We start from the raw sequence: 14641 nt of genomic DNA on the forward strand, positions 1-14641 counted from the left end.
TCACACCGCCTGCTGTGTGGCGAGCGTTTCCATGAGCCCCGCCAGCTTCGGCAACGTGCTGTAATCGCGCATGCGCAGCTGGGCCGGGGGCGTCGGCAACTGGTACTCGTCGAGCAGGCGCACCACAAGTTCGGTCTTCTTCACCGAGGCGATGCCCAGGTCGGCCTCCAAATGGGCGTCGTCGGTAAAGACATCCTCGGGATATCCGAGGGCTTCGGCGAAGGTCCGGCGCAGTCGGGCCAGCAGCACGTCCCGGTCCGGCAGCGCGTGCGACGCGAAACCATCTGTGGCCGGTCCTCCCGACACGGCGCCCGAGTCGGCGGCCGGTTCAGGATCGGTCGCTGACGGTACCGCAGCGCTCGACAGAACATCCGGCCCGGACACACCGGCCAGGACGTCCAGAATCTGATGCGCGTTCCGGGCATTCGCGGGCGGGCTCCGCAGAGTGACGTCGGGGGGCAGGCTCTCGCCGGTCCGGTCGGTCAGCACCGACCGGACTCCGACCTCGATGAATTCGCGCAGCTCGAAGTCGTCGTAGAGGGCGCGGATCGCCCCCAGATAGTCCACCGCCTCGGTCAGGTGTCGATCGACGATGCGTCGCGCGTCGGCGGCGTCGGCGACGAAACGACCGAGAATCGGGGAGTAGACCCGCGTGGTGGGATCGCCGATCCGATATGTGGCGGCCGCCGCTGCGACTTGCTGTGCTGCAGGCCGCAGCAACGGATTGTGATGCGGATACCGCACCAGTAGCCGGGTCGCCTGCACACCTGCGGCCTGTGTTACCGCCTCTAGCCGAGGCAGATCCGCCTCGGAACCCGAAATCACCGCCTGCCCAGGCGAATTAGATAGCGAAACCAGCAGCGACCACCCGCCCGCCGCACCGCACAGCTGCTGCGCGCGCTTCGCACTGGTGTGCACAGCGACCAAGCCGCCACGTTCGCCGATATCCGCGAGCGCGACCTCCCGTTCGCACAACACCCGGGCCGCATCCGATACCGACAGCGCTCCACCGGCAGCTAGAGCGGTGATCTCACCGGTGCTGTGTCCGAGCAGCACATCACCCGCGACACCCCTGGTGCACAAGGCCCGGTACAGCACATACGACGACGCGAACGACGCCAGATGCAGCAGTGTCGGTGTTTCGGCCAGACTTTCGATATCCGGTCCGGCGGGATCGGTCAGGGGCTGCGATACCGGACCGAGTCCATATGCGGCGGCCACTCGATCGATCTCGGACACGACCGCACCCAGTGGCGGCGCAGCCTCGACCATACCCGCGAGAATCCCCGGTATGTAGCTGCCCAGGCCCGGGAACTGGATAAGAACGCGATCATTCATGGTTGTACTCCCCGTCTCATTCAAGAACTGCAAGCAAGGTCGTCGGCAGATCCGCCGAAATCAGCTACTTCAATGCAGCCATCACGCTGAATGGAATTTGCGTCATTCAGCCATGATCGAGTCGAATGCGTCGCAGTGCGGTTTTCGCCGACGGGTGAAATAAACGACCGGGGCGGGAGTAATAAATATGGACTGAAGAGGGACCCGGCCGTGCGCAATCGCGCCATCCTGTGGGAGGGCAGCATCACCTCGGTCGAAACTTACGCCAGCCGCATCCGACAAGCCCTCACTGCTACTCCGCGATACATGTCGTATACGACCAGTGGAAAACCGGTACCACATGGCCATCGACGACCTCGACTTCGCCGGTTGCTTCGAAATGCAGATGGCGACTGTGGTGGTCTATTGTGATCCTCTCGGACAGCGAGGACTCGTTCGAAACGGACACGATACGCGGGAGCCCGGGAGGCCCGTCCGTCAGCACAACAATAGGGAAAGTGCCTTCCGGAGCTACTGCTTCGTGGACACGGTTCTGATCAACATTCATGACGATCACCTGCAGTTTCCGTCATTCGATACATACGTACTACACGAATCAACAACTAGTTCCATTGACTCCGCGTGCAGCGGGTTGACCAATATGAAATGCGACAAGTGCTACGCCGCTCGCGTCGATGGAATCAGCGTGAGTTTGCCATCCAGACAATACCGCATTAATCATGAGGGCTGACAGTCGATCAGAACGATTTGAGTCTGCTCCAGCATGGCTGTCCGCGCATGAGTCTATTGAAATCGATTCTGCAACATTGGAATCCTCTTTGATCGATTGTTGAGATACGAGAACCTCAAGGCGGCGATGCCCCTTCGATCCAACCTGTCACAGCGTCGCATGCAGAACACACGCCGGGGGTTCGAAACTGCGTCACGCGCGTACGTTGAGTCGACCAACGTACATGTTCAGATCCCAAGTGTTACACAAGGTGCATCGGTGCGGAAACAACAAATAAGAAATCTGACAAGAGCCCGACGTGGCATTCCTCGAAAGCCTTATATAATCGCAATCGAGCAACGATCCAGCACATTAGCGGAAGTGGCGGATTCTTGTCGTAACATCGCACAATAGTCGGTCGGAAGAACGGCCGTGAACTCGGCAGAGATCCCAGCAAATCCGCAGCGTTCCGCGAATTCACGTCAAGGGATCTGACGCGGGCACGCCGGGGCGGCTGGTTGTGCACCTCACGCAGTTCGGTATGCCGAGCATCCGATCGGTGTCGGCGTGGGCGATTGACTACGTGCCGTTTGGCCTGTGCGCCGGCGATGAGCCGCGGTTGGTGTCAGGCCGTGACCGATCCTCGCCAATCGCCTGCGACACTCAGGTACCGCCGGTCCGTACCGCCAAATGGCTTTCGGCGTCCGACGGAACGGGCTCAAGGTTCGGAATCTTGGTGGCCCCCATTCCTACTCACGTTCCCCATTCTTACTCACGTTGGAGCCCGGTCCGACGTCGGCGACGTCCGGCACACCTTTTTGCAGGTGGCGTGAGCGCCTGTCGAAGCCGCGGTGGTGTCGAGATGGCCGGGCACTACCGCACCGCACACCACCGGATAACCCGGTATTTCCGCGATCCAGGGCCCCGCAGTAGCGCGCCACGGTGGCGCAAATGCTGGCTCAATGTATCCGGCGGGTTCGGCTCAGCTGGCGTGCGGTCCGGCAACCTCCGCCACCAGCGACACCACATCGTCGAGGTGGTCCGGGGTGGTCAGGTGACCCATGCCGGGCAAGACCCGAAGGTCGAGGTTCGTGGTCCGGCGCAGTGCCGGTGCCAGTCGCCGGGGTGGCAGGAACCGGTCGTATTCTCCGACCCCGACTACACAGGGGCGCTCGGCGCGGCGGGCCAATAGCGCGGCGGGCAGCGGCGGCGGGGCCAGGGTGGTGCGGCAACAGCTGGCCATGAGAGTCATCCATTCCACCTCGGTCTCGGGTGGGTCCTCGCCGGGGGCGACGAACAACCTGAGCATCCGGCGGGTGTGTTCGGCGGTGGGACGCAGCAGCCAAACGGCCGAAGCCAGCGCCAGTTTCGGGTCCACCGTCAGCCGGATGAAACCGGCGGGTGAGACCAGCGCCCGCCCTGCGATCCGGGGCGAGTCGGCGGCCAGGGCCACCGCGGCACCCAGCGAATTGCCCACCAGCACAACACCGTCCACCTCCATGGCGGCCAGGACCTCGTCCAGCACTCGGCCATACCAGGCCAGCCGGGCCCGGTGCGGCCGATGGGGGTCGCTGAGTCCGGGCTGACCGGGCAGATCCAGCACCGTGGTCTCCCAGCGGGCCGACAGTGCCCGCAGCCACGGCAGAGCCACCGCCGCGTTGGAGCCGGTCCCGGGCACCATGACGACCCGCGGCCCTCCGGTTCCAGCCGAGGTGAGTTCGATACGGCCGACACTGGTTTCCACAGTCGAGTTGGCGAGTGGGAAGTCCGCTCGCGCCAAGGCTTCCGAACACCATTGCCGCACCGTGTGCTGCCCACGCGGGTTCTTGTATGCGGTCGGCATTGCGCCAGTGTGCCCGGCAGCGCGTGTGCGTTCAATTCGGCGATGAGGTCCTCGACCCGGGATTTGATGTCATCGCGGATCGGGCGGACTGGTCCGACGCCTTTCACTGATCCCGAACCGGATCGGACTGCTTATAGAGCGCGGTCCGTACGGCAAGGCTCGACAGCAATTCCACTGTGCGTACCCCGTAGTCCGTCAACCGCAGCAGTCCCGCGATTGCCAGTGGTTGGTCCCAGCTTCCTTCGCGCTGGGCCCGTACGAGACCCCGCGCTGCCGGTGCTCGCAGCGTGCGGCTCAGTCCGCGTCTGCGAACATGGAGTGTCGCGTTCGGTGCGGGGACGGTGAGTCAGGGCATCGAGAATTTCCACCGCGTGGCGATGGCTCACCAATTCCCGCAGTGCATCGAGATCGTCCGGCTGGCTCACGCCGTCTGCCGCCTCCTATCCGGCACACATATCGGCCAAGAACCTATTCGTGTGGTCAGCGTTGCAGCGATCGTTTTGACGCTATTTCGCGATGCTCGCCGAGAATCTTTATGGGATCTATACGGGCTGCGGAAACGGTGATGACCTGCAACGGGGTTGTCGACTTGGCTGCCCCGTCGGGGCCGAGGTAGCCGAAAATTCGACGCCGCCGAACCCCCGCCCCGGACTTACGGCCCATCGCATACGGGACAACGGACTGCAGTTATGGGTGCCCGAGGTCGGCGGTGCCGTCGATCCAGACTCCGAGGCCCACGACTTGGTGATGTCGGTGTTCGGAGGTATGAGCAAAGGCGAACCCGGATCAAGATCCGGGTTCGTGCGGCGATGGCCGCCCAAGCCAGTGTCGAGGGCCGCTTCCTCGGTGGGCGGCCTCCCTATGGGTACCGGTTGGCCGATGCCGGGCCGCATCCGAATCCGGCGAAGGCCGCTGACGGGAAGCGTTTGCATCGATTGGAAACCGATCCGGTCACCGCACCGGTCGTGCAACGGATCTTCGCCGAATATCTCGGCGGCCGAGGGATTTTCGCGATCGCGGAGGCACTGACCCGCGACGATATCGCGTCGCCGTCGGCCTACGATCCCGGACGAAACCGGCACCGTTCCGGGGTGGCGTGGTCCAAGGGTGCGATTCGGGTGATCCTGTCCAACCCCCGCTACACCGGGCGGCAGGTGTGGAACAGACAACGCAAAGACGAAATCCTCATCGATGTCGGTGATGTCGCTTTGGGGCATGAGACCCGGATGCGGTGGAACGACCGTGACCAGTGGGTTTTCTCCGATCACATGGTGCACGACCCGATCATCGACACCGATACATTCGAACGTGCCCAGCAGGTCCTGGCCGCGAAGGGGGCGGGCCGGGGGACGCGGGAACGGCACCGAACCCATCACACCTATATGTTTCGTGGTCGGTTGCGGTGTGGGCTGTGTGAGCGGCGGATGCAGGGCCAGCCAAGCCGGGCAATGCTGCTCTATCGATGCCGGTATCCCAACGAGTACGGCCTGGCGAACAAAGTCGTCCATCCCCGCAATGTGTATCTGGCCGAACGGGATCTACTCGGCCCGCTCGACGATTGGCTGGGCACATGCTTTGCCCCGCACCGGGTTGCCGAGACCATCGATACCCTCTACCAGGCCCAACCCGACCATGACCTCGACCCGTCGGCGGCGGCCGTCTCACAGGGATCGAGGATTGTGACCGGATCCTGGCGCGACACCGGGCGGCCTTGGAGGCCGGTGCCGACCCGCATCTGGTGGCGCAGTGGATGGCCGAGGTCCAGGCCCGCCGTGCCGAAGCCCTGTCCCGTTCACGTCCGACCGCGAGGCAACGGCGAATGACCAGCGAGGAGATCCGTTGTCTCATCAAGGAACTGGGAGATATCCGGCACGTGTTGTCCGGGGCGGATCCGGTGGACAAAGCCGACGTCTACCGGCACCTCAACCTGCAGATGACCTACCACCCCGCAAAACGACTCGTGCGGGTCGAGACATCTCTCGACCCGCACGGTTGGGGTTATGGATCGTGTCCGGAGGGGGACTTGAACCCCCACGCCCGATAAAGGGCACTAGCACCTCAAGCTAGCGCGTCTGCCATTCCGCCACCCGGACCGGTGATGCTCAGCAAGGTTATCGGATGTGGCCTCGTTGACCAAATCGCGGGTTTAGCTGGCGATTCTCGTAGTCGCCCGGCTGGTCGGGGGCTCATGTACCTACTATTCGGTCGGGTACTTCCGGCACGTTTGTGAACAGGTAGCGAGGTCAGGCGATGGGCGTGAAGAGATCCGGACCATACTTCTGCGGTATCGACGCGGCGATGGACGTGGTCGGCGGCAAATGGAAGTCGCTGATCCTCTGGGAACTGGAGAACCATGGCGTGCGCCGCTTCGGTGAACTGCGCCGCGGCTTGCCCGGTGTATCGGAGAAGATGCTTATCCAACAGCTGCGTGAGCTGGAGGAGGACGGGATCGTGGATCGCGAGATCTACCGCGAGGTGCCCCCGAAGGTCGAGTACCGGTTGACCGAATCGGGCCGGGCACTCAATGCCGCGCTGGCACCGCTGGGTGCGTGGGGCAGCGACCGAATCGAACGCATCGGCGCGGGCAGAGTGCACCTGTCGGCCTGACGGCCGCCGATCCTACTCGGACTGCCGGACTTCGCAGTCGTTGTGATCACCGTGATGCTGAAGCGATCGTCACGCGAATCCGCACCGTAGGCGACGCGAAACCGCAATATCGGCGGGAGGTGTGCCGCCGGGTGAGCGGCCGCAGGTGGTAGGAAAGGGTACGTGTCTGCAACTGGCGAAGTATCCGGTCCGAACACCAGGTCTCGTGCGGTGTCCGAGGTGGTCGAGTTGGTCAGCGCGCTGATCCGCTTCGACACCTCCAACACCGGCGATTTGGCCACCACCAAGGGGGAGCGCGAGTGTGCGCAGTGGGTGGCCGATCAGCTGCATCAGGCGGGGTATACGACCGAGTACGTGGAGTCGGGGGCGCCGGGGCGCGGAAATGTGTTCGCGCGGTTGACGGGCGCCGATTCCAGTCGCGGTGCGCTGCTGATCCACGGTCATCTCGATGTCGTGCCCGCCGAGGCCGCCGACTGGAGTGTGCACCCGTTCTCCGGTGCGGTGCGCGACGGCTACGTGTGGGGGCGCGGCGCGATCGATATGAAGGATATGGTCGCCATGATGCTGGCCATCGCGCGGCAGTTCAAGATCGAAGGGACGGTGCCGCCGCGCGATATCGTATTCGCCTTCCTCGCCGATGAGGAGAACGGCGGCAAGTGGGGTTCGCAGTGGCTGGTGCAGAACCGGCCGGATCTGTTCGAGGGCATTACCGAAGCGGTGGGGGAGGTCGGCGGCTTCTCGTTGACGGTGCCGCGCCCGGACGGCACCGAACGCAGGCTGTATCTGGTGGAGACCGCTGAGAAGGGGCTGGGCTGGATGCGCTTGCGCGCCAAGGCCCGTGCCGGTCACGGCTCATTCCTGCACGAGGACAACGCGGTCACGATTCTGGCGGCGGCGGTGGCGCGCCTGGGCAAACACACCTTCCCCCTGGTGCTTTCGGATTCGGTGGCCGAATTCCTGGCCGCGGTCGCCGAGGAGACCGGGTTGGCCTTCGATCCGTCCAGTCCCGATATCGAGGGTCAGCTCGCGAAGCTGGGCACCATATCCCGCATCATCGGCGCCACGCTGCGCGATACCGCGAACCCGACCATGCTGCAGGCGGGCTACAAGGCGAATGTGATCCCGCAGACCGCTGAGGCGGTCGTCGACTGTCGCGTCGTGCCGGGGCGGCAGGCCGCGTTCGAGCGCGAGGTGGACGAGCTGATCGGCCCGGACGTCGAACGCGAGTGGATCACCAAACTCGATTCCTACGAAACGACCTTCGACGGTCATCTCGTCGACGCGATGAACGACGCCATCCTCGCCCACGACCCGCAGGGCCGCACCGTGCCCTACATGCTCTCCGGTGGCACGGACGCGAAGGCGTTCGCCCGCTTGGGCATTCGCTGCTTCGGTTTCGCGCCGCTGCAGCTGCCACCGGAATTGGATTTCACCGCGCTGTTCCATGGTGTCGATGAGCGTGTTCCGGTGGACGCACTCGAATTCGGCACCCGTGTGCTGGAACACTTCCTGTTGAACAGCTGACGATCGAAAGGACCATCGTGCCCGACTACTCCTACAACCCCTACGACGCGCTCCCACAGGTACCCAGCTTCACGGTGACGTCCGAGGATGTCGCCGATGGCCAGACGTTCGACAACGATCAGGTCAGCGGGGTGTTCGGCGCCGGCGGCAAGGACATCTCGCCACAGCTGTCGTGGTCCGGATTCCCTGCGGAGACAAAGAGCTTCGCGGTCACCGTCTACGATCCGGACGCGCCGACCGCCTCCGGATTCTGGCATTGGGCGGTGGCCGATATCCCGGCGAGCACCACCTCGCTGCCGCGCGGCGCAGGCAGCGAGGGTGGGTCACTGCCCAGTGGTGCGGTCACGCTGCGCAACGACGGCGCGTTCGCCGGTTACGTCGGCGCGGCACCGCCTGCCGGGCACGGGGCGCACCGCTACTTCATCGTCGTCCACGCGCTCGACGTGGAGCAGCTCGGGATCGACGAGAACGGCACACCCGCCTACCTCGGCTTCAACTTGTTCGCCCACACCCTCGCCCGCGCCAGCATTGTCGCCAAGTACGAGGTCGTATAGCGAGAACGACTGTGGCCCTGGATATTTCGCCCAGGGCCACAGTTGTGTCGAAGCTACGAAACGTTCACCACCGACTCGGGCAGCGGCGAGATGTAGAGCGTGCCGATCTCCTCGGCGTACTTCGCCGCGATCGGGTTGCGCTTGAGCTTCATCGTCGGGGTCAGCTCATCCCCGCCCGGCTCCCACGGCTTGCCGACCACGGTGAACCGTTTGATCTGCTCGACCCGCGACAGCTTGCGGTTGCCCGCGACGACCGCGGCCAGCACCTCGTCGAGGATCTCCTTGCGGGTGGCCAGCGCGGCCAGATCGTCGGCGGGGGCGTCGATTTCCTTGGCCCGGATGGCGGCGGTGTCGGGATCGAGCACAATCAGCGCGGAGATGAACGGCTTGGCCTCACCGATCGCGACCACCTGACCGATCAGCGAGGACGCCGCCTTGACCGCGTTCTCGATATTGGTCGGGGAGATGTTCTTGCCCGACTCGTTGATGATCAGTTCCTTCTTGCGGTCCACGATGCGCACGTAGCCGTCGGCATCGATGGTGGCGACGTCGCCGGTGGCCAGCCAGCCGTCGGCGTCGAGCGCCTCTTTGGTCTTCTCGGGCTGCTTGCGGTAGCCCGGGGTGACGATCGGGCCGCGCACCAGCAACTCGCCGTCCTCACCCAGCCGCAACTCGATGCCCTCGACCGCCCGGCCTACCGAACCGGGTCGCGGCTTGGCCAATTCGGTGTAGGTGGCCACCCCGGTGGTCTCCGACATGCCCCACACCTCGCTGACGGTGAAGCCGAGGCCGAGGAAATATTCGAGGGTCTCGGGCGGAATCGCGGCGGCGCCGGACGCGGCGACCTTCAGGTTGTCCAAGCCGAGCGCATGACGCAGCTTCGAGAGCACGAGCGTATCGGCGATCTTGTACTGCGCGGACAGGATCGGACCGCGGCCCTTGCCCGCCAGATCGGCGCGCGCGGCGGTGACGCCGGTGTTGATGGCCCAGTTCGCGAGCGCCTTCTTCACCGGACTCGGCTCGGTGGCCAGCTTGCCGTCGATGCCCGCCTTGATCTTCTGCCATACCCGGGGCACGCCGAAGAAGGTGGTCGGCCGGGCGTCGGGCAGTGCGGCGGCGATCTCGCGCGGATCCGGCACGCAGGTGATGAGGACGCCGGTGAGCAGGCTGATGGCGTGGCCGGAGATGCGGTCGGCGACGTGCGCGGCGGGCAGGTAGGAGATCGCGCGATCGTCGAAGCCGACGCGCAGCGGGCCTTCGACCAGCGCGATGATCTGGGCGACCACATTGCGGTGGGTGATCTCCACGCCCTTGGACGGGCCGGTGGTGCCCGAGGTGTAGATCAGCGTCGCCAGATCGTCGGGCGTGACCGCCTGCCAGGCCGCGTCGAAATCGAAGTCGGCGGCCGGATTCGCCTCGAGGTCGGCGAGACTGACGGTATCCGCGGCCGGACCGTCGACCAGCACTATGTGCTCGAACTCGACCTCCGCGCCCTTGATGACATCGAGGAAGGCGCGTTCGGTGATCACCACCTTGTTCTCGGCATTGGTGAACAGATGGGTGATCTGCTCGGGGGAGCTGGTGTTGTAGATGGAGAACGGGGTGGCGCCCAGATGCAGCGCGGCCGTATCGACCAGATTGAACTCCGGCCGGTTGGTGAGCATGATGCCGACCGTGTCACCGTGTCCGATGCCGAGTCCGGCCAGCCCCGCGGCCAGTGTCTTCACCCGTTCGCCGTACTCGCGCCAGCTGATCTCCGTGGTCCCGCCGACCGTCCGCAACGCGACCTGTTCCGGCCGCAACTTCACGGTCTCCTGGAACGCCTCGGGCACCGTATGAACCGTCTTGCCGGACTCGTGTGCGAAACCTATTTCTGTTGTCGTCATCTTCCCGTTCCCGATATCTCTTGCGTGAACCGCGCCCGGCGCGCAACCGTGCGGTCGCACGGCCCGAGACCCGCCGCTCCTGATAAATTGCAGGCGACTCTATCTCATCGTGTCACGCGATGAAGTAGCGCCGTGTGGCGCAGCTCACTCATCGTAGTCAGACCGGGGTAATCGTGTCCGTTACTTGGACGCGCGTCCTTCGGGGCGTGGGGCACGACGACGGGTCGGCAGGATCCAACCGAACCTCGACCAGATGCGCTGGATGCGACCGTCGCGCGCGCGCACGTGTGGGGTGTCCAACTCCCAGCAAACGTCATATTTGGGGAGCAGATGGTCGCGCTGGCGACGTTTTGCGTCGAGATAGGCGGCAGCCCGTTTGCTCAGCGGTCGGGTGTGCAACGGCACGCGGGTGACTTTCAGGCCGGTCGAGCGCAGTTCGCTGACTTTGGCCGGATTGTTCGTGAGCAGCCGAACGCTCGTCAGCCCGAGGGCCTGCAGGCTTTTCGCCGCATGCAGGTAGGTGCGAGCGTCCGCGGGAAACCCGAGACTCTCGTAACTGCTGAACGTATCGATACCGCGGAGTTCACTCTCGTGATAGCCCAGCGCCTTGCTGATCAGACCGAGGCCACGTCCCTCCTGCTCCAGGTAGACGAGCACGCCACTGCGCTCGGCCCAGATCAGATCCAGCGCCTTGTCGAGTTCGGGTCGGCAGTCGCAGTCCTGCGAGTCGAGCGCTTCGCCGTACAGACACCTCGAGTGGACCCGAACCAGACAGCCATCGGCGATCGCACCGAAGACGAGCACATGTCCGCACTCCCCGCCGCCGACCACCTCCATGACACGAACCTGCAGTTCCTGCCCCTTGCGGGTGAGCCGATGAACGGTGTCATCGAGGGTGGTCGCGTTGTTCGCCATTGTGACCTCCGATTTTTGCAACCCGGACACCTGGCCTGATGCTCCTGCTCGACCACGGCGCCGCAGGCGCGACTGGTGCCATGCCAGCTGGGTTGCACGAGGTCGATCGAGCCGACATCGGCGCGCTGCGGCCACCGATGCCCCAACCGTCCGGTGCCCGAGATAGCTTGGCCACAGACGGAATCGCTAGCCGACCGCAGCGGTGATTCGATATCGGTCATTCCGAGTAGGTGCAGCAGAAGATCATCGGCCGGCTGAGCTGAATAGTAGTGCGCCGCACGCAAATCAGACTGTGTGGCCTGAATCACAGCTGCGAAGGATTTGCGAATGTGCCGGTATGCCTAGCCGAATGGGCTGTCGTGGCAATACGGAAACCCCAGCGCCGCGAGGTTGCCAAGCGTGGCGTCTGCCATGTTGCGGTGGGATTGCCCAGGAGTCGAGAAATGCAGTGGCACCGGATGATCGGCGCCGGTGCGAGAGCAAACGGGTACCACCGCCGCACCGCCTACCCGTCCCGCCGATCCACCCCCGCGTGGGCCAAGGCTCGATCCTCGGGTTGCGGTGCGCTCGCCTCGACACGCACCCGTCGGCGCGGTTGCTCGACAGTGGCCAGCACGGTCGTGGTGGTCCGTGGTCGGTCGGGCCGCCAGCGGCGGCTCGCGGGTTCGACCGACGCATCGGACCGACGCCGCATCGCGCGGTTTTCGCGCAGTTGTCGCACATGTCGCGCGGCGGATCGATCGTATTGGCATGCGCAGAGCCAGAATACGAGCAATCCGCTCGCTATCGAGAACGCTGCGGCGCTCACCTGGCCGAGGGCGAGCAGAGGCAGGGCCGTTGCCGGGATTCCGAGCAGTCCGATCCGGTTCGGGCCATCGCGTTTCCGCTCGGGCGCCGGGTGGTCGGTCGCGAGCCACACCGGGTGATCTGCCGGGAGATCATGTCCACGACGCTGCCGTTTGGCCCGCAGGTACTCGCGCGCGCGCTCGCTGCGGGGCATGGTGTGCAGGGGCCACACGGACACATCGAGCCCGACTCGCTCGAGGGCGTCCACTTTATCGGGGTTGTTGGTGAGCAGTCGCACCCGCGACAGGCCGACGGCCACCAGAAATTCGGCTGCTCGTGTGTAGGATCGCGAATCCGGCCGGAGCTGCAACCGCCGATAGCTTTCGAAGGTGTCGATATTGTTGCGTTCGCTGGTCCGGAGCCCGCGCGCCTTGTTGATCAATCCGGCACCGCGCCCCTCCTGCTCCAAGTAGATCAGAACTCCCGCCCCCGCCTGCTGGATCATGTCCATCGCCAGATCCAGTTCGGGTCCGCAGTCGCAATCGTCGGATCGCAATGCGTCGCCGTAGAGACACCGGGAATGGATCCGGACCAGACAACCGTCGGCGATATCACCGAAGAGCAGTGCGTGCCCGCCATCGTCGTCGTCCGCGATTCGCAGCACCCGAACCTCTAGTTCGCGCCCCTTGCGCGTCAACCGGTGCCCGGTCTCGTCGAGGTTCGACGGCGCAGTGGTCATGCTCCTCCGATGCATAGCCAGACGATCGAAATCCTTGCGGATGGTGCGACACGGCAACGCGTGAGAGCAAGAACTGAGCTGAGCACCGTCGCGTCGGTTCTCCCGACGCGATGGAACGAGACATTATAGCACTCGAGCCAACATGGCGACTCCGGCAACGAGATTCGCGCGACACCGGGACGATCGCTCAAGGACTGCCCGTCGCGGTCCCATTGGGCGGCAACTGCATGATGCGGTCGACCTCGCTCGCGCGCGGCATCGCGGCGGCGACGTCGCGAAACGACTGTGTCGTGCTCGCCGCGGCTGTCGCCCATTCGAAATCGTCCTGATCGGCTTGGCGGTGGTTGGTCACCACGCGATATGCCAGCGCCGCCGCGAAGGCGGCTCTGGCACCCGCCGAGTCCTCGAGCATGGCCGCCGGTGGTCGAGGAATGTCGAGATTCACGGTCGCCGAGCGGACGCGGCATTCGAAACCCTCTACCGCGCAGACATTGTGCACGCCGAGCGCGCGCAGCCGCGGCGCGATAACCCCATCGAAATCCGGTTCGACAGCCCGGTCGTCGGGGCCGGAGCTGCGGTAGATGTCGGGCACCAACTCACCCAACTCGCGCCGGGTGCCGATCAGGTAGTCGGTGATGCGCAAGTATTCATAGATGTATTGCGGCGTGTTGACCTTCGGAGTGGGCTGGACCAGTAGTTTCGGCCGGTCGGGCGCGGCGCGGATCATCGCCATCACCCGCTCGATCACCATGGGTGGCGGCTCGAAGGTCAGCAGCACCGCGTCCGAGACGGTAATCGCTGTCTGTACCTCCGGCCGACGCAGATCCTCCTGATTGAGCTTGACCTCGTCGTCTTCCTCGCGACCGATGGTGCATGCCATCCCGCTGGCGGTAATGATGACGGCGGCGACCGGAGTCGTGGTGTAGGGAACCACCTTCACCAGTTCAGTGCCGACATTCTCCCGACGCAGGAATTGGATGATGCGCCGTCCCGCGGCATCGTCGCCGACCGCGGTGATGAAGCGAACCTCGAGGCCGAGGCGGGCCGCGGCGATCGCACGATTGAGTCCCTTGCCGCCCAGGCTCTCCTCGAATCGCCCACGTGCGGAGACGCCGGGCCCCGGCATGTGGTCCACCCGGTAGGTGTGATCGATGACGGCATCGCCGATGACCGTGATCACACCGGGACGCTGCTGCGAATTCGGTAGTAGTACAAGAGGTTTCGATGTCGGCATGCCACCGTGGATAACGCCGGAAGGCAGGGCGGAGCCCGCAGCCAGATTCTCCGCCAAGGCGGTGAACGCGCGACGCTCGGGGGCCGCGCGCAGCGATCGCACGGTCGGCGCGGGCGGGATGCGGTCGGTCCACAGCGCCTCGTGCAGTGAATGCCAGTGCTCGGTCAGATACTCGCGCCGTTCACCGAGGTCGGATGCGTAGAAGCGGTCGAGATCCATACCCGTGGGCGGCTTTTCGCGCAGCAGGCCCAACGACAGCGCGGCGTCGACGATGAGCCGATCGGTCGGATCCAGCTGCCGTGCCATATCGCGCACCACGGGCAGCACCGCCTCCTCCGGCGATACCCTGGAACGGTGGGCGTATTGCTGCACGATGAGCAGGTCCAGTAGGGGGGAGACGTCGATCTCGGTGGTCCGCAATCGATCCGAGCTCAGACCCGAGCGCTTGCACAGCCGCATGAGAATGCCCCGGATGGCGACCGTGCGCTCGTCTTGCCGCACCATGG

General features: G+C 64.8%; 12 protein-coding genes and 1 tRNA gene. 5 read left to right on the forward strand and 8 right to left on the reverse strand.

Annotation, left to right across the window (positions count from 1 at the left end; all coding sequences use genetic code 11):
- The 3 genes from OG874_RS13865 to OG874_RS13870 all read right to left on the reverse strand — a co-directional run bounded on the left by OG874_RS13865 (window position 1) and on the right by OG874_RS13870 (window position 3890).
- The gene (locus tag OG874_RS13865) at window positions 1-1338 is read right to left on the reverse strand and encodes an acyltransferase domain-containing protein (protein WP_330255542.1); all 1338 of its coding nucleotides are present in this window, start codon (window positions 1336-1338) and stop codon (window positions 1-3) included.
- A gap of 292 nt (window positions 1339-1630) precedes the next feature.
- The gene (locus tag OG874_RS44705) at window positions 1631-1885 is read right to left on the reverse strand and encodes a DUF5988 family protein (RefSeq protein ID WP_442943342.1); all 255 of its coding nucleotides are present in this window, start codon (window positions 1883-1885) and stop codon (window positions 1631-1633) included.
- Window positions 1886-3029: 1144 nt separating this feature from the next.
- Window positions 3030-3890 (reverse strand): alpha/beta fold hydrolase, encoded by an 861-nt coding sequence (locus OG874_RS13870; RefSeq protein ID WP_330255543.1) that lies wholly within the window; start codon window positions 3888-3890, stop codon window positions 3030-3032.
- Window positions 3891-4699: 809 nt separating this feature from the next.
- Between OG874_RS13870 and OG874_RS13875 the strand changes: the two genes are divergently transcribed.
- Both OG874_RS13875 and OG874_RS13880 read left to right on the forward strand, forming a co-directional pair.
- Window positions 4700-5713: a recombinase family protein gene (locus OG874_RS13875; RefSeq protein ID WP_330255544.1), complete on the forward strand. Its 1014-nt coding sequence runs from the start codon at window positions 4700-4702 to the stop codon at window positions 5711-5713.
- Window positions 5710-5934, forward strand: a complete 225-nt coding sequence (locus tag OG874_RS13880) for a hypothetical protein (RefSeq protein ID WP_330255545.1) — start codon at window positions 5710-5712, stop codon at window positions 5932-5934. Before OG874_RS13875 ends, OG874_RS13880 begins: the two co-directional genes overlap by 4 nt.
- Here the strand turns inward: OG874_RS13880 and OG874_RS13885 are convergent.
- Window positions 5899-5983, reverse strand: a tRNA-Leu gene (locus OG874_RS13885). The two genes, OG874_RS13880 and OG874_RS13885, sit on opposite strands and share 36 nt — an antisense overlap.
- A gap of 157 nt (window positions 5984-6140) precedes the next feature.
- On the opposite strand from OG874_RS13885, the gene OG874_RS13890 reads away from it, so the two are divergent.
- The 3 genes from OG874_RS13890 (at window position 6141) to OG874_RS13900 (ending at window position 8575) form a co-directional block, all read left to right on the forward strand.
- Window positions 6141-6497 carry a winged helix-turn-helix transcriptional regulator gene (locus OG874_RS13890; RefSeq protein WP_330255546.1) on the forward strand — a complete coding sequence of 119 codons (357 nt, stop codon included), beginning with the start codon at window positions 6141-6143 and terminating at the stop codon, window positions 6495-6497.
- A gap of 162 nt (window positions 6498-6659) precedes the next feature.
- Entirely contained in the window at window positions 6660-8021 is a 1362-nt protein-coding gene (locus OG874_RS13895; protein WP_330255547.1) for a M20/M25/M40 family metallo-hydrolase, read from the forward strand.
- Window positions 8022-8038: 17 nt separating this feature from the next.
- On the forward strand, window positions 8039-8575 hold the full coding sequence (locus OG874_RS13900) for a YbhB/YbcL family Raf kinase inhibitor-like protein (protein WP_330255548.1): 537 nt from the start codon (window positions 8039-8041) through the stop codon (window positions 8573-8575).
- 53 nt (window positions 8576-8628) lie between these two features.
- Here OG874_RS13900 and OG874_RS13905 read toward each other — a convergent pair whose 3' ends face one another.
- From OG874_RS13905 to OG874_RS13920, 4 genes are all read right to left on the reverse strand, one after another.
- Complete coding sequence (locus OG874_RS13905) at window positions 8629-10461, reverse strand: AMP-dependent synthetase/ligase (RefSeq protein ID WP_330255549.1); 1833 nt, start codon at window positions 10459-10461, stop codon at window positions 8629-8631.
- Window positions 10462-10641: 180 nt separating this feature from the next.
- Window positions 10642-11376 carry a GTP cyclohydrolase II gene (locus OG874_RS13910; RefSeq protein ID WP_330255550.1) on the reverse strand — a complete coding sequence of 245 codons (735 nt, stop codon included), beginning with the start codon at window positions 11374-11376 and terminating at the stop codon, window positions 10642-10644.
- A gap of 505 nt (window positions 11377-11881) precedes the next feature.
- A complete protein-coding gene (locus OG874_RS13915; protein WP_330255551.1) occupies window positions 11882-12901 on the reverse strand; it encodes a GTP cyclohydrolase II in 1020 nt (339 codons plus the stop codon).
- 187 nt (window positions 12902-13088) lie between these two features.
- The gene (locus OG874_RS13920) at window positions 13089-14639 is read right to left on the reverse strand and encodes a PfkB family carbohydrate kinase (protein ID WP_330255552.1); all 1551 of its coding nucleotides are present in this window, start codon (window positions 14637-14639) and stop codon (window positions 13089-13091) included.
- Window positions 14640-14641: the final 2 nt, after the last annotated feature.

This window comes from Nocardia sp. NBC_00565, from assembly GCF_036345915.1.
GTDB lineage: Bacteria > Actinomycetota > Actinomycetes > Mycobacteriales > Mycobacteriaceae > Nocardia.